Below are 18,387 nucleotides of genomic sequence, written 5' to 3' on the forward strand. Positions count from 1 at the left end.
ACTAACTTTTCTGGGCAGAAAACCGGGCCGAACCCGGGTGGCACTGTTCAGCCGGCCGGCTTGGCCGAGTCGTAGAACCTCGACCAGATCCGGTGATCCGCCGGATAGCCGAGCGAGGTCAGGGTGTTGACGAGCATTCCGTACGCGAGAAACGTGGTCGCCTCGTTGGGATCGCCGCCGAGCGTGAGGGCGAGGTCGTCGAACATCTGCAGCCAGCCGGCCCGCAGCGACTCACCGAACTCGTGGTCCCCGGCGGCCTCCGCCGCCGCGACGGCGGCGTACATCTGCATCTGCATCAGCAGCCGGTCCGGGTCGTGGATGATCAGGCGCTGGTAGGCCCTCGCCATCGCGTGCAGCGCCTCCTCGCCCTCCAGCCCCTCGGAGGCGTCCGAGAAGACCTTGCGGGTATCCAGCAGGCACCGCTCGGCGGCGGCCAGGAACATGGCCTGCTTGTTGGCGAAGAGCCGGAAGAGATACGGCTGCGAGACGCCCACCCGCCGGGCGATCGCCTCGGTGGACGTCGCGTTGTACCCGCCCCGGGCGAACTCGGTGATCGCTGCACGGATGACGCTCTCGCGTCGCTCGTCTGCACTCATCCTTGCCATGGGGACTAAGTTATTGCTCAATCACTAACTTAGTCAAGCGGGATGCCGGCATTGCTCATGAGTAAGGGGCACGGCCCATGGACCATGCCCCTTACCTCCACCGTTCAGCGCCTCTCGGCGCCCGACGGTGTCAGCCGAGCTGTACGACGGCGCGGGACATGCCCAGCACCTTCCTGCCCTCGCTCATCGCCGTCAGGTCGACCCGCACCCGCCGGTCGTCGAGCAGGGCACCCACCTTGCCGCTGACCTCGATCAGCGCGCCCTTGTCGTCGTTGGGGACGACGACCGGCTTGGTGAACCGCACGCCGTACTCGACGACCGAACCCGGATCGCCGGCCCAGTCCGTGACCACCCGGATCGCCTCGGCCATGGTGAACATGCCGTGGGCGATCACGTCGTCCAGTCCGACCTCGCGGGCGAACTTCTCGTTCCAGTGGATCGGGTTGAAGTCGCCCGAGGCGCCCGCGTACCGCACCAGCGTCGCGCGGGTGACCGGGAAGGACTGCGCCGGCAGCTCCGTACCGACCTCGACCGAGTCGTAACTCACCTTCGCCGTCATCACGCCTCCTCGGCGGCGCGCGCCACCAGCTTCGTCCACGCCGTCACGACGAGGTCACCGGACTCGTCGTGAACCTCGCCACGCACGTCCAGGATGTCGTTGCCCGCCATGGACTTGACTGCCTCGATCGTCGAGACGACCGTCAGCCGGTCCCCCGCCCGCACCGGACGCACGTAGACGAACTTCTGGTCACCGTGCACCACCCGGCTGTAGTCCAGGCCCAGCTGAGGGTCCTCGACGACCTGCGCGGCGGCCTTGAAGGTGATCGAGAACACGAACGTCGGCGGTGCGATCACATCGCTGTGACCGAGCGCCACGGCCGCCCCGGGGTCGACGTAGGCGGGGTTGGTGTCGCCCACCGCCTCGGCGAACTCTCGGATCTTCTCCCGGCCGACCTCGTACGGCGCGGTGGGCGGATAGGTCCGCCCCACGAAGGACTGGTCGAGCGCCATGAGCTCGCAACCTCCTGATGGAAAGACGAAGGGGCCACAGTACGACTACGGCCCCGTACAAACGACACGAGGCCGCCCCCAATGGGGACGGCCTCGTGTACGAGCCTGATTCAGCGCGTTTCGCGGTGCGCAGTGTGCGAGTTGCAGCGCGGGCAATGCTTCTTCATCTCAAGACGGTCCGGGTTGTTACGCCGGTTCTTCTTGGTGATGTAGTTCCGCTCCTTGCACTCCACGCAGGCCAGCGTGATCTTCGGGCGGACGTCGGTGGCAGCCACGTGAGTGCTCCTTGGACGGACGGTGGACGGATGAACGCAAAAAAAAGAGTAGCCGATCGGAGGACCGACCCCACAATCGGCTACTGTTAGTAGCGGTGACCGGACTTGAACCGGTGACACAGCGATTATGAGCCGCTTGCTCTACCGACTGAGCTACACCGCTTTGATGACGAGGCCCCCCGCCGAAGCGGGGTTTCCCGATCACCAGAGCCCCAATGCGGAATCGAACCGCAGACCTTCTCCTTACCATGGAGACGCTCTACCGACTGAGCTATTGGGGCGAGCGATGAAGACATTACACGGTTGGTCGCCGATCGCCCAAATCCGTTTCGAAGCCCCATCCCGAGCCCTTGATCGGGACCGCTCCACACCGCTGGCCGACGCCGTTCCGAGCCCTTGATCAGCGGGGTTTCCGGCCCGTGATCAGCACGGTTCACGCCTCCTGATCAGCCACTCCCGCACCGCCGGCCCCGCACGTACGGCGGAGCCCCACGCGCACCACGGAACCGCGCCGGTACGACTATTCCGCTCCTCCTCGAACCGGACAGGGCTCCCGCCTAGGCTCGACTCACTCTGCGTGATCTTGCCCCCCTTTCCCTTCCCAGGAGCCGCGATGCCCGACAGTCAGCCGCGGCCCCCGGACGACCACGCGCCGGACGCCACCGTCAGCCCGGAGAGCACCGCGCTGACGCTCTGCGGCGCCCGTCTCACCGACGGCCGCATCGTGGACGTACGGCTCGGCGGCAGCCGGATCGAGGCCGTCGGCACCGCGGGCAGCCTCCTCGCGCCCGGCGCCCGGGTGGACCTGCGGGGCCATCTGCTGCTCCCCGCCCCCGCCGAACCGCACGCCCACAGCGACACCGCCCTCACCGCCGAGGGCACCGGACCCGACGCTCCCGGACCGGCCTCGCAGCGCCCCGAGGACATCCAGCGACGCGCCACCGAGGCCGCGTTGCTGCAACTCGGCCACGGCGCGACCGCACTGCGCTCGCACGTGCGGATCGGCGACATACAGGGCCTCACCGCACTCGAAGCCGTCCTCCAGGCCCGCCGCTCGCTGCGCGGGCTCGCCGATCTGACCGCGGTCGCCGTCCCCCGGCTGCTCACCGGCGTCGCAGGGGCCGGCAATCTGGCGATGCTCCGCGACGCGCTCAAGATGGGGGCCGGAGCGGTCGGCGGCTCCCCCGACCTGGACCCGGACCCGACGGGGTACACGGAGGCCGTCCTGGAGGTCGCCGCCGAGCACGGCTGCCCCGTCGACCTGCACACGGACAGTGACGATCCGGCCCGGCTGGCCCGGTTCGCCGCGATGGCGGGCGGGATGCGCCAGGGGGTCTCCATCGGCCCCTGCGCCGGCCTCTCCCGGCTCCCCCGGGAGGCCGCCTCCCGCGCGGCCGACCAGCTCGCCGCGGCCGGCGTGAGCGTGATCTGCCTGCCGCAGGGCGGCTGCTGCGGGACCGAGCGCCGGGGCACCGCCCCCGTGCGGCTGCTGCGCGCCGCCGGTGTGCGGGTCGCGGCGGGCAGCGGGGCGCTGCGCGACCTCGCCAACCCGGTGGGACGCGGCGATCCGCTGGAGGCCGCCTTCCTGCTGGCCTCGCAGAGCGGGCTGCGGGCCGAGCACGCGTACGAGGCCGTCTCCACGGAGGCCAGGCGTGCGATGGGGCTGCCCGAGGTGCGGGTCGAGGCGGGCTTCCCCGCCGAGCTGATCGCCGTACGCGGCGAGCAGCTGGCCGGGGTGCTGTCGCTGTCCTACAGCCGCATCGTGGTGCACCGCGGCCGGGTGGTCGCCCGGACCAGCGCGGTACGCGAGTACTGCGACTCGGAGACGGACGGCTCGTTCGGGCTGCCGCGCCAGGGGCGGCCGGATTCCGCGGCCGGCGGCGGGCCTTGAGCGCCGCGGCGCCGCGCGGCGTACCGTCGACAGCATGCGCATTGTCATCGCAGGTGGACATGGTCAGATCGCGCTGCGGCTCGAGCGGCTGCTCGCTGCGCGCGGGGATGAGGCGGTGGGCGTCATCCGTAATCCGCAACAGAGCGAGGACCTCCGGGCGGTAGGTGCCGAACCCGTGGTCCTGGACCTCGAGTCGGCCACCGTGGAGGAGGCCGCCGAGGTGCTGCGCGGCGCCGACGCGGCGGTCTTCGCGGCCGGCGCGGGTCCCGACAGCGGCACGGGCCGCAAGGACACCGTGGACCGCGGGGCCGCGGTGCTCTTCGCGGACGCGGCGGAGCGGGCGGGGGTGCGGCGTTATCTCGTGGTCTCGTCCATGGGCGCCGACCCGGACCACGCCGGCGACGAGGTGTTCGACGTCTATCTGCGGGCCAAGGGCGCGGCGGACGCGTACGTGCGCTCCCGTACGGCCCTGGACTGGACGATCCTGCGTCCCGGGATGCTGACGAACGACGCGGGCACCGGCGAGGTGCTGCTCGCCGCGTCGACCGGGCGCGGCCCGGTGCCGCGCGACGACGTCGCGGCGACGCTCCTGGAGCTCCTGGACACACCGGCGACGGCGGGCCTGACGCTGGAACTGATCTCGGGCAATGTGCCGGTGTCGGTCGGCGTGAAGGACGTCGCGGGCAACTGACGCCCGCTGCCGCCGCACCGCCCGCCGCGGTCAGTCCCCCGTGGCGGGCCGGACGGTGATCCCGTGCCGCTCCAGCAGGGCGGCGGTGACGCCGTCGCCCACGCGCAGTTGGCCGGCGAACGTACCGTCATGGACGGCGCCGCGCCCGCAGGAAGGACTGCGGGCCATCAGCAACGCCTCGGTGCAGCCGGCCGCGCGCGCCGCCTCCAGCGCCCTGTGGGCGCCGTCCACGAACGCGTCGGTCACATCGCGTCCGGTGTCGTCGACGACCCGGGCCCTGCCGTCCAGGACGTCGTGCCCGTCGCCGCCGGTGATCTCGGCGGGCCGGCGGGGCGTGGGCAGCCCGGCGGCGACCTCGGGGCAGAAGGCGACGGCCCGCCGCCCGGAGAGGACCGCGGCCGTCTCCGCCGAGGCCCTGCCCCGCCCGTCGAAGCGGCAGGGCACACCCCGCAGACACGCGCTGACCAGTACGGATTCCATGGACGCCTCCCCTTCGGTCACGGCACTCGCATCTCGCCGGCCACTCCAGGCACAACAGAGAAGGCCCCCGTCCGAAGGACGGGGGCCTTGCTATGTGGCGGCGCCAGGGTTCGAACCTGGGTAGGCTGAGCCGGCAGATTTACAGTCCGCGCCGTACAGGTCCCCTGAACTGGCCCTACTTGCCTCGGAAGTTCGCCTGCCCCACGGGAGGCCCACACGCACCCTTCTGAGCGCGGTGGGGCTTCAACGGCAACCCCTCTCGGCAGACCGGCCTTTCGGCGGGAATGGCATTTGCAGCAAGGCGCCACCGCGTGGTTCCCTTAACGCCGCGCCGTATCCCAGCACGTGAAAAATCCCCTAAGACGGCGCCGAAGGACAGAGCCATGCCTAAGGCGAAGTATGACTTCGATCTCCCCAAGCATGAAGTGAAGTACGGGGTTCCGGTTTTGACCGGCGAACTCAAGATCGACCCAGAAGCGCAGCGGACTCTCAATGAGAAGCGTGCTCGGAGCATCGCGAACAAGATGGTCAGCGAGGCTCTCGGCTCAGTGATCATTTCGCAGCGGTCCAACGGGGATCTGTACATCGTCGACGGACAGCATCGGGTGCGTGCATGCCAGCTGGCCGGCATCGAAACCATGATGGCGGAGATCCATTACGGCCTGACGCAGGCCCAGGAAGCAATCCTCTTCCTCATCAAGAACCGGGAATCCCACAAGCCTCGCCCCATCGACGAGTACCACGTGGGCCTCACCGGTGGTGTCCCTCTCTTCGTCGACACGAACGCGGTCCTCGACAAGCACGGGCTGACCCTCGGGTCGACGTCCACCAACGGCGTAGGCGCCGTATCCGGAGCGCTCCAGATCGTTGACCGCTTCGGCGCCGAGATCTTCGACCGCACGCTCACGGTCGCCGAGACAGCTTGGGGGCGCTCTCAGGACACCTGGGACGGCATGCTCCTCGGTGGTATCGGTATGTGCCTCGGTCGTTGGGGCGGCGTCATCGACGACAAGGAACTCGCCAAGAAGATGCTGGCCATGGGAACGGCCATGAAGTGGCGCTCCGAGATTCTCAGCCAGTCATCCCGTGGCGGGTTCAACAACAGCGGTACCGGCTCTCGCGTGACCACGGCCTACCGCCTCGTTGTCGTCGCATGGAACAAGGGCCGCAAGGCCGAGAACCGCATCGACGCCTAGTTCGACGATGAGCCGGCGCCTTCCGCATACGCAGGAAGGCGATAGTCCACCGGCGTGACCGGAGCAGACGCTGTTCTGCGTCGACGCACTCCGTCGAACAGCGTCATGCGGGTTCACGGGCTACCCCCGTCATCGACATAGCTACCGATGCACCCGTTTTCGCATACGTCGTACTGGCTCGCGCCATGCGCGGACCCGCGGTCAATGTTGCTCTCGTCCTGCCGGCCCAGAGAAAAGGGTCAGCAAACCGTGTTCCCTCAGCTTCTCGATGGTGTGCCTACGGAGGCCATCATCCCCGTTGCAGCAGTTCTCGTGATGCTCGCCGTGGCGCGGGTGGTCAAGAACCTCCCCAAGGACGCAATCAGCAAGTTCTTCGAGCACCGCACGACTAAGTACCAGATCATCGCCGGCGACTCGAAGGGCCGCATGGCGACGATGCAAATGCAGCGCTTCGTGTTCTTGGGGTTCGTCTTCGTGTGCATCGTTGTTATCGCCCTTGTCTTCATCAACTCGACGAAGAACGAGGCTCAGGCTCCGGCACCCGAACCGGCTCCGACGGCCACCAGCGTCGGGCGCTAGTTGCCCGGGCCTTCATCCGACCGCCTCAGGTGATCACCTGAGGCGGTCGGATGCTGGGCGCTTCGACAGCCTCTCTGCGTCACGGTCTACCGACAGCCAAGAGCCGCTCCGGCAACACCAAATGTGCCGCCGACCTCTGCGCCAACCAGCCGGACCTCCGGTGTGAAGGCGCCTCCGTCCGCACGTGCTTAAACCCTAGATTCTCGTAGTACGCATGGAGCCCTGGGTTTGTCCGCCAGGTGTCGATACGCACCCACTCTCGCCCTTCAAGCGTCGCCACACGAGAGGCCCAATCCACGATGCGAGCTCCGAGCTGTCGACCCGACGCAGCTCTGGCAACGATCAACTTGTATAGGTAGAAGGCGGATTCGGGCTGATCCTCGTCGTTCCAGAAGTCGCGGTCGATGGGGCCGCGGCTCACGGTAGCCAGCGGTGAGCCCGCGTCGTCGACGACGATCCACGCACGGCCGTCATCAATCGTGGCGTGCCACTTGTCGATCGCCCTGGCGCCAGCTTCCCGATCGTTCCACTGGTCCGTGCCCTTCGAGTGCAGCCATTGCTCAGCCTCTGTCCTCAGCGCCATGAGCGCTGGCACGTCGCCCCCCGCAGCGGGGCGGAGGTACTCAGTCGGCATCGACTTCATAGAGGATCTTGTGCCTGTCTCCTGGAAGGATCGTCACCATGCAGCGGAGAGGCTTCCCCTCTCCGTCGTAGCCAGTCCTGGTGTGCTCTGCAACCGGTGTAGCTGCTGGCAGGGCGAGCAATTGGGCCTCATGGAGAGTCGGCATGCGTACCGCGATCTCATCCCGGTATTTCGCCTGAACCAGGCCGACGGAGGCCAGAACGCCACCGGGAGCTGACACGTCGCGGGGCTCCATCAAGGATGTCCCTGCCACAAGCTCCTGCGGGAAGTAGGAGTCTGCGAGCGCGTAAGGCCGGTTGTCGACGTATCGGACTCGCTTCCGCGCCACGGCCAGACCGTCAGCGGGGAGGGCTAGTGCTTCGCGGACGTGCTTGGGGGGTTCGACGATCGAAACGCTGATCTCCTGCCGAGGCGTTTTCCCTTCGTCAGCAACGGCGCTGGCCCACTGGTCGCCGGCAGTCTGGCCGTCGACGGCGGTTGAGTGCCGCTTGCGGCTTTCCAGGGTCGTCCAGTTCCACACAACGGGCGGGAAGTCCTCGCGGACGTACTTCCCCTGCCCCTGCCCCGTCACGACCAGCCCCTCGTCCACGAGTACGCGGACGCCGGCGCGGATGGTTTCGCGGCTGTAGCCGTACTGAGCCATCAGCTTGGACTCGCTGGGCAGCGCCTCGCCACCACCGAGAAGACCGGATTCAATCTGCCCTCGCAGGTCAGAGGCAATTTCTTGAGCCTTCGTTAGGCCGCGTCTCACGCATCCTCCAGTGTCCGGCACTCCAACTCCTCCGTACAAGTTAGACCAGGGGGCTTGACTCTCCAAGAGCGAGTGGGCATTCTCATGTCACGGCACTCCTCCAGACAAGTTGTACAGGGTGTCACGTACATGGCTTTGCTAGGCCGACTGAAAGTGCTCGGTGAGTACCCGTGAAGACGGGAGCCCCCTGGTCAGGGGGTTTCCAGGCTCACCGGAGCGGTTGTCTGTTGAGAACTGAACAGCGTGCCAAGTACGAACGTCAGGGTGGAATTCCCTGTCCCCGCGGCGGTCCGGGTGATGTCGTCGGCGGCCCTTTCTTGCGTGCTGGCCCTGGAGAACACCCACGGGTGCCACCCGGTATGCGCCGCTCTGCTGGCGTCAGAGCAGTGACGATGACGCGCCCGATTTCCCGGCTCGGGACCTGCGCACCGTGGCAACGGTGTGCAGGTGAAGCCGTGCCCCAACTCGTGTGGGAGGTCGACATGGATCGACGACATAGACGGGCGCCGCCTTGATGGACCGGCCGGCGGCGCCCGCACCATTTCCGGTCCGCTCCTTGCCCGTCCGGCTGCGCGCACTGCGCGAGTGCTGGACGGACGGTCGCCCTGATGGTCGTAGGCCGGGTTCGACTCCCGGCCGGGGCGCTGCCGCTCGCTTCTGAGCGGCCCTCCATCACAGACGGCGCGCGGCCCCGGGTCTAGCCACCCGGGGCCGCTGTTCGGGCCGTCCCATCTACAGGAGAAAACGACCCATGAAGAGCATCGTTGCTGGTCGCGAGGCCGTTACCGCGACTGAGTTCATCGAACTGGCGCTGGGTATCGACCTGGAGCTGTTCACCGGCACCGCCACTGAGTCCCCGATGGATCGGGCGGCACGGCTGGACGTCGCCCACGAAGTTCTCGCGGAGCTCCGCGAGAGTGACCCCGAGACCGCCGCGTACGCCGCGTCGCTGCTGCGGACGCTGCCGCTGAAGCAGCCGCGCCCGTCGGGTCGGCGCCCGCGCCGCACGGTCCGTCGCTCGATGACCGGCTGCACCGCCCGGACGGCGGTGGCGGCATGAGCGCCCCGGACATTGGTCTAGCTGCGTGGTGGGTGCGCTACGGCGGTGCGCTGCTGGTCGCATCGTGCGTGCTGTCGTGGCTACTGCCCTTGCCGTCTTGGGGCCGGGGCCTGTGGAACGTGCTCGTGTTCCTCGCCTGCCTCCACCTCCTGGCCTTGACCCGCGCACACCGCGCCCGCGGTGGGGACGGGGGACGCGATGAGGCGTAAGCCGGGTACGGCCGAACAGATCGCCGCACTACAGGGTCTGCAAGCGGGCCTGACGAAGGTACTGGTCGCGGTCGCCGTGGTGGCGCTGGCGTTCACCGCGACGAACGTGACGCTGTTCGCGATCAACCACCACATCAGCCCGTGGATCGCCTGGCTGCTCGACCCGATGGTCGCGGTCGCGCTCGGAGCCGTCCTGATCGTGGACGGCCGGTTGTCCGAGCATGGGGTGCAGCCGTCCGGCTGGGCCACCGGGCTGCGCTGGTTCGCCGGGTTGGGCACCTGGACGATGAACTGCTGGGCCTCACTGTGGCCGGCCGGTTCGCCGTTCGGAGTGCCACGGCAGGTGGACCCGGCCGGGCTTGTCCTCCACTCGATTCCACCCGTCCTATTGATCGTTCTCGCCGAGGCGATCACGTACTACAGGCGCGCGATCCTTGATCGAATCGCCGCTCTGCGCGATCAGGTGGACGCGGTGGTGGAACGGGTGGAAGCCCTGCCGATCCACCCAGCATCCACCCAGCCGTCCACCAGGCCCGCACTCACCCCCGCGGCGGCCCCGGCCGCTCCGGCAGTGGAGGCGTTGCCGCTGGTCATCTGTGGTGCACGGCAGGTGTATCCCCTGCCTGTCCCCCCGACGTCCACCCTGGACGCCGACGGGCAGCAGAACGGCCACCGACTGAGCACTGAAGAGGCCGCGGAAGTCATCGAGCGGTGCCACGCGGACGGGGACACGATCGCTGAGGCCGCGGTGAAATCCACCCGGTCCACCTCCTACGTCCACAAGGTCTACGGGCGCCTCGCCAACCCGCCGCAGGACGGCCCCGGGCTGTCATTGGTGGGGGGCTGAAACCGATGGCCACTGTCCCCGTCTACCGGTGGCACCTGGCCCCGGACGGCTACGCGACGTTCCGGCAACTCCGCACCTGCGGACTGCGGCCCGGCGGTCAGGACGTCGCCGCCGTGCTGGAGCGCCCGCGCAAGCGCCGGGGCCCGCTCGTCGCCTACCTCTACCGCATCGACCTGGCGAAGCCGGTCCGGCCGATGACGCCGGCCAAGCGGGCGGCCCTCGCCAAGGCGAACGCTGCCCGCCGGGTCTGTCCGGCCTGCCGGCGGGACGCCGGGTATCGCATCCCGTCCTCGCTCGGCATGTGCGTGACCTGCGCGTACCCCGAAGAACAGTGCGTCGCCTGAAAGTTCGCAGGGCCCGGCCCTCTCCACCACAGATCCGGCCGGGCCCCTGACTCCGTGAAGGAGTGCACTCAGCATGACCGACACCACCATCACCCCGGTAGTGGCCCCCGAGGCCGCACCGGACAACACCCCGCCCCCGGCACCCGAGCAGAAGCCCGCCCCGGCCGCCGAGGTGGAGCACACCCCGGGCGGCTGGCCGGTCGTCCCGCTCGCGGTGACCGGCACCAACGCCACCACCTCCCTGCTCGCCGCGGCTGCGCTGGTCGGCGGACCGGCCGCCCTGGCCGTCGCCGCTACCGGCGCTGTCGTCCTGGGCACCGCCACCGCCGCCCGCAAGCACCGGGGCAAGAAGCGGAAGCCCCGCAAGGCCGCCGCCTCCACGCAGCGTTCCGCGAGCAGTACGGGATCCACCGGCCGATCGTCCCTCCACGGCGGGACGGGTCGGGTGCCGGGCCAGACCCGTAACGGGAACGCCGGCACCAGTAAGACCGCACGTCACCGCGGGGGCAAGTCCGGCCGTGCCCACGGTGGTTCCTTGCTCGGCAACGGCAAGTCGGGGCTGTCGAAGAGCAGCGCGGCCCGCATCAGTAAGACTCCGGCCCGGCAGACCACGGCCGGTGCCGGGGGCGGGGCGCGGGGCCGTGCGGGGCAGGTCAAGGCGTTGCGCGACGCGGCCCGCACCTCGCCCCCGTCCCGTGCCGGCCGCCGGTCGGAGACGGCCGGGGCGCGGCGGTCGCTGGCGGATGCCCGCCGGGACGTGAAGAGCGCGGCCCGGTCGGCGTCCCAGGCGCGTAAGGGGCCGATCGGCCGGTCCGTGAGCAAGGCCGCCGGCCGGGTCAGCGCAGCCAAGAGCGCGGCCATAGACCGCAACCGGGCGGCCCGGGACCGGCGGGCAGCCGACACGGTCGCCGCCGGCCGGGACACGGTCCGCAAGGCACCGGCCCGCAGGAAGGCCCGCAAGGCCCTGCGCCGGTCCGCGGCCCGGTTCCAGGGACGCCGACTCTTCGCCGCCCTGCTCGCCGGGGCGCTCGGACTGGTCGGCATGCTCTCCACCCCGCTCGGCCGGAAACTCGGCTGGGCCTGGCTCCAGTACCCCGGACGTCGCCTGTACGCCCGGATGACCCGCACCGCCCAGGAGCAGCGCAACGGCAGGGACGACGCCATAGGCGCCGCCCTGCAGGACGAGGAAGCCGCCATCGACACCGAGGCGGCCGAGAACGCCGATCAGGTCGGCGACACGGCGGAGCGGCCCACCGGGCTGACGCCGGCAGCACCCACCACCACCGCGAGTGAGGGAGAGAACGTGTCTGGATTCCGGTTCGAGGAGTACGCCGCGGAGATGGAGTCCGCGGCCGGACAGTACGACCCCGAGAACGCCATGGAGATCCTCGCCATGGTCGAAGGGCTCCCCGCCGCGCTGACCTGCGTGGCGAACGTGATGAAGACCCTGGCCGAGCGGGCCGATTCGGAGTTCCCGCTGGAGAAGGACGTCGCGGACGGCTTCAACGACATCTTCGGCGCCGTGATGTCCGCGGTCGCGGTCGCTGAGGACATGGGGCCGCTGTTCCGCCAGTCGCACGAGCAGGACATCGCACGCCACGAGGACCCGCGCAACGGGTCCGAGGCCGAGAAGGGCTGGAACGTCTGATCATGACCACCAACACCGCCTCTACGGGGCCGGTGTGGGACTGGGCTGCCGGTCACGGACCCGTGACCGGCGCCCTTTCCGCCACTACCGGAGCCCTTGCAGTAGCCACCACCGGAGCAGCTACCGGGATGCCCCCGGGTTGGGCCCTGACCGTCGGCGCGGCCGGCGCGATCGGCCACACCATCAGCTCCCTGCGCGACCGACTGTCCGCCCGCACCATCGCGATGCGCTCCGCATCGTGGCTGGTCGGTGCCGGATGGACGACGTGGGCCATGACCACCGGGCCTCTGACCTGGGCCGCACTCGGTTCCCTGGCCACGATCGGTGTCGGGATCGGCGCCACCGCCCGCTCCACCCTCCTGCACGAGGAAGCCCGCGAGCTGGAGGCCATCGCCGCCGATGAGCGCCAGGTCTCCCGGGAGCTCTCCGCGGAGCGTCGGGCGATCGCCGCGGAGTGGGTGGACCGGGTCCAGCGGGTCTGCAACCTCACCCTGCGGATCGTCGCGGTGGAGATCTGGCCCACCGGCACCGGCTTCACGATCGACGCCGAACTCCCCGCCGGCGGAACCACCTACGACCGGATCGCGCAGCACTCCGCCGCCCTGTCTGCCGATGCGAGGCTGCCCCACGGATGCACGGCGGTGGCCTCGCAGGGCATCCACCAGGGCCGGGTGCTCATCGACGTGACCACGGTCAACGTGCTCTCCGAGGAACGCACCTACCCGACCGACTACAGCCCGCTGTCGATCTACACCGGGATCCCGTGGGGGTATCGCACCAACGCCGAAGAGATCTGCGTGTTCCTGCGCGAGCAGTGCGCTCTGGTCGTCGGCCCCACCGGGTCCGGCAAGACCAACATGGTCCACGTCATCCTCGCCGGGTTCGCCCGCACCACCGACGTCCTGACGTGGGTGATCGACCTGAATGCCGGATCGGCCGGACTGTCCTGGGTCCGCCCCGCACTGGACGCCAACGGGGCCCCCGTGGAAGGGGTGCGGCCCGGCATTGACTGGCTCGCCTCCACCTACGAGGAAGCCGTCCTGATGCTCGATGCGGCCCTGGCGATCGGGCTGCGCCGGAAGGTCGCCTATCAGGACCTGATGGCCCAGCAGAACACCGACCAACTCCCCATCAGCGCGAAGATCCCGCAGATCATGCTGGTCATCGATGAGGGTGCGGAGATCCTGACCAGCACCGACCGGTCCATGAAGACTCTCGCGAAGAAGATCCTCGAAGTGATCCGCATGCTGCGCGCCATGGGCATCCGCACCGTGCTCACGGCGTTGGGTGCGACCGGGGCCGTCCTCGGGAACCTGATGATCCGCCGGGAGGCCAAGGCACGGGTCGTCCTTACTGGCGGTGAGGTGGAGGGCATGGACCTGAGCAAGGTGTTCCCCGGCAGCCGCGGACTGCGGGTGGACCAGGCCCCGTTCAAGGGCGCCGGGTTCATGGGCACCCCGGAGTCTGCGGCGGCGCTGTTCAAGAACTGGCGGATTCTGCCCAACCAGATCCGCGACATCGTCCACGCCACCACCGACATGCACCCCACCCTGGACGACGTCTCCACCAAGGCCGCGGGCACCGCCTACAGCTCACGCTGGGATGCCGGGCGCACCGCGTGGATGCGGGACACCGCCAACGCCCCGGCCGAGGAGGCCGGCCAGTCCGCGGCGGGCGGGCTGAACCTGTCCGCGCTCCGCAGCGAACCGGCCGGACCGGTGACGGAGGAGGACGCGGCGGTCCGGGCGTTCATGGAGCAGATCGATGCTCAGTTCGCGACCGCGCCGGAACCGGCGAGCATGCCGGAACCGCCGGCCCCGGCGGGGCTGAATCTGTCCGCGCTCCGTGACAGCGACGACGAGAACGGACCCGCGTGGGTGGCCGATGCGGTCGCCGCGATCAAGGCCGCGGGCCCGGCCGGCATGAAGCCGTCCGCCGTCGCGGACACCGTGGGCAAGGACCGCAAGACGGTCCGCTCCGTTCTCAAGGCAGCGGCCGAACGCGGTGAGTTGATCTACCGCGAGAACGGGCCGCGCTCCGTCTACGTCCACCCCGACGACGCCTGACAGCCCACACACAGCGCTACCGGGTAGTGGGTACTGGGATCCACCCCACTACCCAGTAGGCGCCTCAAAAGCCCGCACAGGGCCGTTAGTCAGGCACTTTCTACTGGGTGCCCCACTACCCACTACCCGCTAGCCCTCACCGCGCCAAACACACACCGTCACCAACGGGCCCCGTCGGAGCACCCTTCGGCGGGGTCCGTCCGTACCCGGAAGGAGCACGTCATGAACGACCGCGAACCGCCGGGCACCACCATCCGGCACATCCCCGCCGACGACTGGAACCGCGCCCAGACCACCGGCCAGCCCGTCGTCATCGTCATCCACGACACCAACCGCCACGGCATCGAGTGGCGGCGCTGCCTGGTCCCGTTCGCCGTGGCCGGCGCCATCGTGCTCGGCGGCTGGGGACTGGTCGCCGTGCTGTGCGCCCTGCTCGATGCCGCCGCCCACACCATCACCGTCATCGCGGGCGCCGCCGGACCGATCGGGATCGGCGGAGGCCTCACCCTCAAGCTCGCCCGCAAGCACTAGCTACGCGAGGGCGGCCCCTCTCACGCCAATGACCGGGGCCGCCCTCATCCATCAGCCCACTACAGACCTTCTGGAGGCCTCCAGCATGACTCAACCTGTCCCCATCCGGGAGCTCCCGCCCCCGGGTGGCATGAGGTTCTACCTCACCACCCACAAACGTCACTGGGTGAAGCTCACCGATAAGCCGCTGTTCCTGAAGTCCGAGCACTTCGCGGTGGCCCGGACTCTCCCGGAAGCCCTTGGCCCGTACGCGGTGGACTCCGGCGGGTTCTCGGAACTCCAGCGTCACGGCCGCTGGACCCGCACCCCTCGCCAATACGCGCAGGATCTGCGACGTATCTGGGAGTACGTCGGCCCCTACGAATGGGCCGCCGGACAGGACTGGATGTGCGAAGACCTCATCATCCACGGCGGCCAGGCCGGACCCCTGCACTTCGTCGGCACCCACCTCAGCGTCGCCGAACACCAGCGCCGCACGGTGGAGAACTTCCTCGAACTACGCTCCCTTGCCCCCGATCTGCGGGTCATCCCCACACTCCAGGGCCGCACAATCCCCGAGTACGAACACTGCCGGGAGCTCTACGAACGCGCCGGCGTCAACCTGCGCGCTGAGCCCACCGTGGGACTCGGGTCGGTGTGCCGGTTGCAGTCGACCAACGAGGGCGCGGCCATCGTGACGGCCATGGCCTCCCATGGCTTACGCCTGCACGGCTTCGGCTTCAAGACCCTCGGCCTCGCCAAGGTAGGACACCTCCTGGCCTCCGCGGACTCCGCCGCATGGAGCTATCACGCCCGTAGGCGCCCGCCCCTGCCTGGCCACACACACAAGAACTGCGCGAACTGCTTCGACTACGCAATGCGCTGGCGCACCCGCGTCCTCGGCGCCCTCCCCACCTGGCACCAACCCACCTTCGACGGGAGGGAAGCTGCATGAGCACCCACCTCCTGAACGCCGCCCTGAACGCGGCCGAACGCGGCTGGCACGTCTTCCCGCTCCGTCCCGGCGACAAGCGCCCCGCCCTCCACGGCGAGACCGCATGCCCCCGCACCGGCCCCTGCACCACCGGCCACCTGAAGTGGGAGCAGCGCGCCACCACCGATCCCGACCGCATCCGCGCCGCCTGGTCCACCGGAGCGTGGAACGTAGGGATCGCGACTGGCCCGTCCGGGCTGGTCGTCGTCGACCTCGACATGCCCAAGCCCAACAGCGAAGCGGGCACGCCTGACGGCGCGGACAACCTTTCGGCGCTCTGCGAGCGCGCCGGGCACCCGGTGCCCCGCACCCGCACGATCCGGACCGCGAGCGGCGGTACGCACCTGTACTTCACCGCCCCCGCAGCCGCCCGCCTCCATAACACCGCCGGAACCCTGGCACCCCTGGTCGACACCCGGGCATGGGGCGGGTACGTCGTCGCCAGCGGCAGTGCGGTCGGCGGCCGCCGCTACAGGATCGAGGGGCCCGCCCTCATTAACCCCCTGCCCGCGTGGCTCCTGCAGGGTCTCGTGCCCCCGCACCCCAAAGCCGCGGCCGTAGTCCCCGGGCCTGCCCCGGTGCCGCTGCGGTCCCACCGGTACGCGGAAACCGCCCTCCAACGCGAGCGCGACACCGTCCGGGCCGCGGGAGAGGGCAGGCGCAACACCACCCTCCTCGCGTCCGTACGGGCCGTGGGCCGGTTCGTGGCGTGGGGAGACCTTCCCCGCCACGTCGTCGAAGCGGCTTTTCAGGCAGAGGGCGAGACCGCGGGGCTGCCTCCGGCCGAGTGCCGCGCCACCATCACCAGCGCCCTGGACTGGTCCATCCGCAGCTGCCGGCCCCGACCGGAGGCAGCATGACCACCCGCGCCAATCCCCACCTGAAAAGCCTCCCCACCCCGCCCCGGCATCGCCGAACCAGCCCTGACCAGATGAGCGATGGGGCGCCAAAGGTCGTCGCCGAAGGCGTCCCCGTTGCTGTTCGCCCTGACCAGCAGACAGGAGACGGCCGCTACCCCATCGCCTGGCTCACGATCAGCGCGCCCCGCGGCGCGACCCCGAGCGCAACCAGCGTCTGTGAGTGCGGCCGCAACCTCTTCGCCGCCGGCCACCGCAAGGCCCTGGCCCTGATCGCCGACCACGCCGACCACAAAGCCCGCTGCCCGCTCCGTGCCGACCAGGAAGGCGCTGCCGCATGAACGCCACACAGACCACCCCGCCCGTCGACGGGGCCGCCCTCCTCGACGAAGTGGAGGCCTTCCACCGCCGCTTCAACGTCTTCCCCACCGAACACGCCTACGTCGCTGTAGCCCTGTGGGATGCACACGCGCACCTGATGGACGCACTCGACGGCACCGCCCGCATCGCCTTCCTCAGCCCCGAACCGGGCTCCGGGAAGTCACGGGCCCTGGAGATCATCGAAACCCTCACCCCCCGCGCGGCGACCACCGTCAATGCCTCCGCGAACGCTCTGTTCCGGCTCGTCTCCGCGGACGAGGGAACACCCACCCTCCTCTTCGACGAGATCGACACCGTGTTCGGCCCCAAGGCGGGCGGGAACGAGGAAGTCCGCGGCTTCCTCAACTCCGGCTACCGGCGCGGCGCCAAGTCCCTGCGCTGCGTCGGGGACGGATCCGAACAGAAGGCAGCCTTCTTCCCCTCGTTCTGCGCGGTCGCCATGGCCGGTCTCGGGTCTCTGCCCGACACGATCCTGACCAGGTCGGTCATCATCCGCATGCGGAAGAAGGCCCCCAACGAGAAGTGCGAGCCCTACCGGCGCCGCGTCCACGAGAAGCAGGGCCACGTCCTCCGGGATCGGCTCGCGGAGTGGACCGCCACGCTGCACGACCAGGTAGCCGATGCATGGCCCGAGATGCCCGAGGGCGTCACGGACCGACCGGCGGACGTGTGGGAACCATTGCTCGCGGTCGCGGACGCTGCTGGCGGGCACTGGCCGGCCCGGGCCCGCCTGGCGTGCATCGAGCTCATCAAGTCCGCGGCCAGCAACGACGAAGCTTCCCTCGGCGTGCGGCTGTTGACCGACCTGCGGGACAAGGTGTTCTGCGGCGTCGACAAGATGCCCACCGCAGCCATCCTCGAAGTCCTCCTCTCCCTCGACGACGCACCGTGGGACGACCTGAGCGAGGACGGACAGGCCATCAAGCCGCTGACCGCCCGAAGGCTGTCCAAGCTTCTGAGCCAGTACGTGCGGCCCGACAACACCCCGATCAAGCCCAAGGGCATCCGGGTCGGCAGCACCACCCCCAAGGGCTACTACGCCGAAGATCTCACCGACGCGTGGAACCGCTACTGCCGCCCCAACCCCCAGGAATCCGCAACATCCGCAACATCCGCAACACCGCAGGTCAGCGAGGGTGAATCTGTGGCGGAAGCCCTTCCCGGGACCCGCCACATGTTTACGGAATCCGACACACGCACCCTCCGCAGCGTGGTCTGACACCACCGACCGATAGGTGCCGCCGCGCCCGCGTGCGGCGGCACCTATCCGCAACAGAAACGGCATCCGCCACAGATTCAGGCCGCTGACCAGCAATGTTGCGGCGTGGCGGATGTTGCGGATCCCCCAG

At 69.5% G+C, this 18,387-nt stretch carries 21 protein-coding genes and 3 tRNA genes; 14 read left to right on the plus strand and 10 right to left on the minus strand.

Going from position 1 to position 18,387, the window contains the following annotated elements; translation table 11 throughout:
• Window positions 1-47 precede the first annotated feature (47 nt).
• From OG521_16095 to OG521_16120, 6 genes are all read right to left on the minus strand, one after another.
• Window positions 48-596, minus strand: a complete 549-nt coding sequence (locus tag OG521_16095; GenBank protein WUW26693.1) for a TetR/AcrR family transcriptional regulator — start codon at window positions 594-596, stop codon at window positions 48-50.
• Window positions 597-735: 139 nt separating this feature from the next.
• Complete coding sequence (locus OG521_16100; GenBank protein ID WUW22240.1) at window positions 736-1,164, minus strand: MaoC family dehydratase; 429 nt, start codon at window positions 1,162-1,164, stop codon at window positions 736-738.
• Window positions 1,164-1,616, minus strand: coding sequence for a MaoC family dehydratase N-terminal domain-containing protein (locus OG521_16105; GenBank protein ID WUW22241.1), 453 nt, complete (start codon window positions 1,614-1,616; stop codon window positions 1,164-1,166). Before OG521_16105 ends, OG521_16100 begins: the two co-directional genes overlap by 1 nt.
• Before the next feature lie 110 nt (window positions 1,617-1,726).
• Window positions 1,727-1,891, minus strand: coding sequence for a 50S ribosomal protein L33 (gene rpmG / locus OG521_16110; GenBank protein ID WUW22242.1), 165 nt, complete (start codon window positions 1,889-1,891; stop codon window positions 1,727-1,729).
• Window positions 1,892-1,981: 90 nt separating this feature from the next.
• Window positions 1,982-2,054 (minus strand) — tRNA-Met (locus OG521_16115).
• Window positions 2,055-2,099: 45 nt separating this feature from the next.
• A tRNA-Thr gene (locus OG521_16120) sits at window positions 2,100-2,172 on the minus strand.
• Between the two features lie 332 nt (window positions 2,173-2,504).
• On the opposite strand from OG521_16120, the gene OG521_16125 reads away from it, so the two are divergent.
• Window positions 2,505-3,782: an amidohydrolase family protein gene (locus tag OG521_16125; protein WUW22243.1), complete on the plus strand. Its 1,278-nt coding sequence runs from the start codon at window positions 2,505-2,507 to the stop codon at window positions 3,780-3,782.
• 34 nt (window positions 3,783-3,816) lie between these two features.
• Window positions 3,817-4,473 (plus strand): SDR family oxidoreductase, encoded by a 657-nt coding sequence (locus OG521_16130; GenBank protein ID WUW22244.1) that lies wholly within the window; start codon window positions 3,817-3,819, stop codon window positions 4,471-4,473.
• A 30-nt stretch (window positions 4,474-4,503) separates the two neighbouring features.
• Here OG521_16130 and OG521_16135 read toward each other — a convergent pair whose 3' ends face one another.
• Window positions 4,504-4,953: a DUF523 domain-containing protein gene (locus OG521_16135; protein WUW22245.1), complete on the minus strand. Its 450-nt coding sequence runs from the start codon at window positions 4,951-4,953 to the stop codon at window positions 4,504-4,506.
• Between the two features lie 95 nt (window positions 4,954-5,048).
• Window positions 5,049-5,128, minus strand: a tRNA-Tyr gene (locus OG521_16140).
• Window positions 5,129-5,336: 208 nt separating this feature from the next.
• Here OG521_16140 and OG521_16145 point away from each other — a divergent pair.
• Both OG521_16145 and OG521_16150 read left to right on the plus strand, forming a co-directional pair.
• Entirely contained in the window at window positions 5,337-6,149 is an 813-nt protein-coding gene (locus OG521_16145) for a ParB N-terminal domain-containing protein (protein WUW22246.1), read from the plus strand.
• Window positions 6,150-6,398: 249 nt separating this feature from the next.
• The gene (locus OG521_16150; protein WUW22247.1) at window positions 6,399-6,728 is read left to right on the plus strand and encodes a hypothetical protein; all 330 of its coding nucleotides are present in this window, start codon (window positions 6,399-6,401) and stop codon (window positions 6,726-6,728) included.
• A 79-nt stretch (window positions 6,729-6,807) separates the two neighbouring features.
• Here the strand turns inward: OG521_16150 and OG521_16155 are convergent, their stop codons facing one another.
• Window positions 6,808-7,311: a GNAT family N-acetyltransferase gene (locus OG521_16155; protein ID WUW26694.1), complete on the minus strand. Its 504-nt coding sequence runs from the start codon at window positions 7,309-7,311 to the stop codon at window positions 6,808-6,810.
• 40 nt (window positions 7,312-7,351) lie between these two features.
• Entirely contained in the window at window positions 7,352-8,143 is a 792-nt protein-coding gene (locus tag OG521_16160) for a GntR family transcriptional regulator (protein ID WUW22248.1), read from the minus strand.
• A 730-nt stretch (window positions 8,144-8,873) separates the two neighbouring features.
• On the opposite strand from OG521_16160, the gene OG521_16165 reads away from it, so the two are divergent.
• From OG521_16165 to OG521_16210, 10 genes are all read left to right on the plus strand, one after another.
• A complete protein-coding gene (locus OG521_16165) occupies window positions 8,874-9,182 on the plus strand; it encodes a hypothetical protein (GenBank protein WUW22249.1) in 309 nt (102 codons plus the stop codon).
• 198 nt (window positions 9,183-9,380) lie between these two features.
• Window positions 9,381-10,238 carry a hypothetical protein gene (locus tag OG521_16170; protein WUW22250.1) on the plus strand — a complete coding sequence of 286 codons (858 nt, stop codon included), beginning with the start codon at window positions 9,381-9,383 and terminating at the stop codon, window positions 10,236-10,238.
• A gap of 5 nt (window positions 10,239-10,243) precedes the next feature.
• On the plus strand, window positions 10,244-10,582 hold the full coding sequence (locus tag OG521_16175) for a hypothetical protein (protein WUW22251.1): 339 nt from the start codon (window positions 10,244-10,246) through the stop codon (window positions 10,580-10,582).
• A 73-nt stretch (window positions 10,583-10,655) separates the two neighbouring features.
• Window positions 10,656-12,230, plus strand: a complete 1,575-nt coding sequence (locus tag OG521_16180; GenBank protein ID WUW22252.1) for a hypothetical protein — start codon at window positions 10,656-10,658, stop codon at window positions 12,228-12,230.
• Window positions 12,231-12,232: 2 nt separating this feature from the next.
• On the plus strand, window positions 12,233-14,296 hold the full coding sequence (locus OG521_16185; protein ID WUW22253.1) for a hypothetical protein: 2,064 nt from the start codon (window positions 12,233-12,235) through the stop codon (window positions 14,294-14,296).
• Window positions 14,297-14,518: 222 nt separating this feature from the next.
• Window positions 14,519-14,827: a hypothetical protein gene (locus OG521_16190; GenBank protein WUW22254.1), complete on the plus strand. Its 309-nt coding sequence runs from the start codon at window positions 14,519-14,521 to the stop codon at window positions 14,825-14,827.
• 85 nt (window positions 14,828-14,912) lie between these two features.
• A complete protein-coding gene (locus OG521_16195) occupies window positions 14,913-15,761 on the plus strand; it encodes a hypothetical protein (GenBank protein WUW22255.1) in 849 nt (282 codons plus the stop codon).
• On the plus strand, window positions 15,758-16,660 hold the full coding sequence (locus tag OG521_16200; GenBank protein WUW22256.1) for a bifunctional DNA primase/polymerase: 903 nt from the start codon (window positions 15,758-15,760) through the stop codon (window positions 16,658-16,660). The genes OG521_16195 and OG521_16200 overlap by 4 nt, the downstream gene beginning before the upstream one ends.
• Complete coding sequence (locus OG521_16205) at window positions 16,657-16,998, plus strand: hypothetical protein (protein WUW22257.1); 342 nt, start codon at window positions 16,657-16,659, stop codon at window positions 16,996-16,998. Before OG521_16200 ends, OG521_16205 begins: the two co-directional genes overlap by 4 nt.
• Entirely contained in the window at window positions 16,995-18,257 is a 1,263-nt protein-coding gene (locus OG521_16210; GenBank protein ID WUW22258.1) for a DUF3631 domain-containing protein, read from the plus strand. The genes OG521_16205 and OG521_16210 overlap by 4 nt, the downstream gene beginning before the upstream one ends.
• Window positions 18,258-18,387 lie beyond the last annotated feature (130 nt).

This window comes from Streptomyces sp. NBC_01463, from assembly GCA_036227345.1.
Classification (GTDB): Bacteria; Actinomycetota; Actinomycetes; order Streptomycetales; family Streptomycetaceae; genus Streptomyces.

Excerpts from the sequence above, each read along its gene's own strand:
- OG521_16095 (WUW26693.1), bottom strand. The coding sequence starts at position 596 with ATGAGTGCAGACGAGCGACGCGAGAGCGTCATCCGTGCAGCGATCACC.
- OG521_16100 (WUW22240.1), bottom strand. The coding sequence starts at position 1,164 with ATGACGGCGAAGGTGAGTTACGACTCGGTCGAGGTCGGTACGGAGCTG.
- OG521_16105 (WUW22241.1), bottom strand. The coding sequence starts at position 1,616 with ATGGCGCTCGACCAGTCCTTCGTGGGGCGGACCTATCCGCCCACCGCG.
- OG521_16125 (WUW22243.1), top strand. The coding sequence starts at position 2,505 with ATGCCCGACAGTCAGCCGCGGCCCCCGGACGACCACGCGCCGGACGCC.
- OG521_16130 (WUW22244.1), top strand. The coding sequence starts at position 3,817 with ATGCGCATTGTCATCGCAGGTGGACATGGTCAGATCGCGCTGCGGCTC.
- OG521_16135 (WUW22245.1), bottom strand. The coding sequence starts at position 4,953 with ATGGAATCCGTACTGGTCAGCGCGTGTCTGCGGGGTGTGCCCTGCCGC.
- OG521_16145 (WUW22246.1), top strand. The coding sequence starts at position 5,337 with ATGCCTAAGGCGAAGTATGACTTCGATCTCCCCAAGCATGAAGTGAAG.
- OG521_16155 (WUW26694.1), bottom strand. The coding sequence starts at position 7,311 with ATGGCGCTGAGGACAGAGGCTGAGCAATGGCTGCACTCGAAGGGCACG.
- OG521_16165 (WUW22249.1), top strand. The coding sequence starts at position 8,874 with ATGAAGAGCATCGTTGCTGGTCGCGAGGCCGTTACCGCGACTGAGTTC.
- OG521_16170 (WUW22250.1), top strand. The coding sequence starts at position 9,381 with ATGAGGCGTAAGCCGGGTACGGCCGAACAGATCGCCGCACTACAGGGT.
- OG521_16175 (WUW22251.1), top strand. The coding sequence starts at position 10,244 with ATGGCCACTGTCCCCGTCTACCGGTGGCACCTGGCCCCGGACGGCTAC.
- OG521_16180 (WUW22252.1), top strand. The coding sequence starts at position 10,656 with ATGACCGACACCACCATCACCCCGGTAGTGGCCCCCGAGGCCGCACCG.
- OG521_16185 (WUW22253.1), top strand. The coding sequence starts at position 12,233 with ATGACCACCAACACCGCCTCTACGGGGCCGGTGTGGGACTGGGCTGCC.
- OG521_16190 (WUW22254.1), top strand. The coding sequence starts at position 14,519 with ATGAACGACCGCGAACCGCCGGGCACCACCATCCGGCACATCCCCGCC.
- OG521_16195 (WUW22255.1), top strand. The coding sequence starts at position 14,913 with ATGACTCAACCTGTCCCCATCCGGGAGCTCCCGCCCCCGGGTGGCATG.
- OG521_16200 (WUW22256.1), top strand. The coding sequence starts at position 15,758 with ATGAGCACCCACCTCCTGAACGCCGCCCTGAACGCGGCCGAACGCGGC.
- OG521_16205 (WUW22257.1), top strand. The coding sequence starts at position 16,657 with ATGACCACCCGCGCCAATCCCCACCTGAAAAGCCTCCCCACCCCGCCC.
- OG521_16210 (WUW22258.1), top strand. The coding sequence starts at position 16,995 with ATGAACGCCACACAGACCACCCCGCCCGTCGACGGGGCCGCCCTCCTC.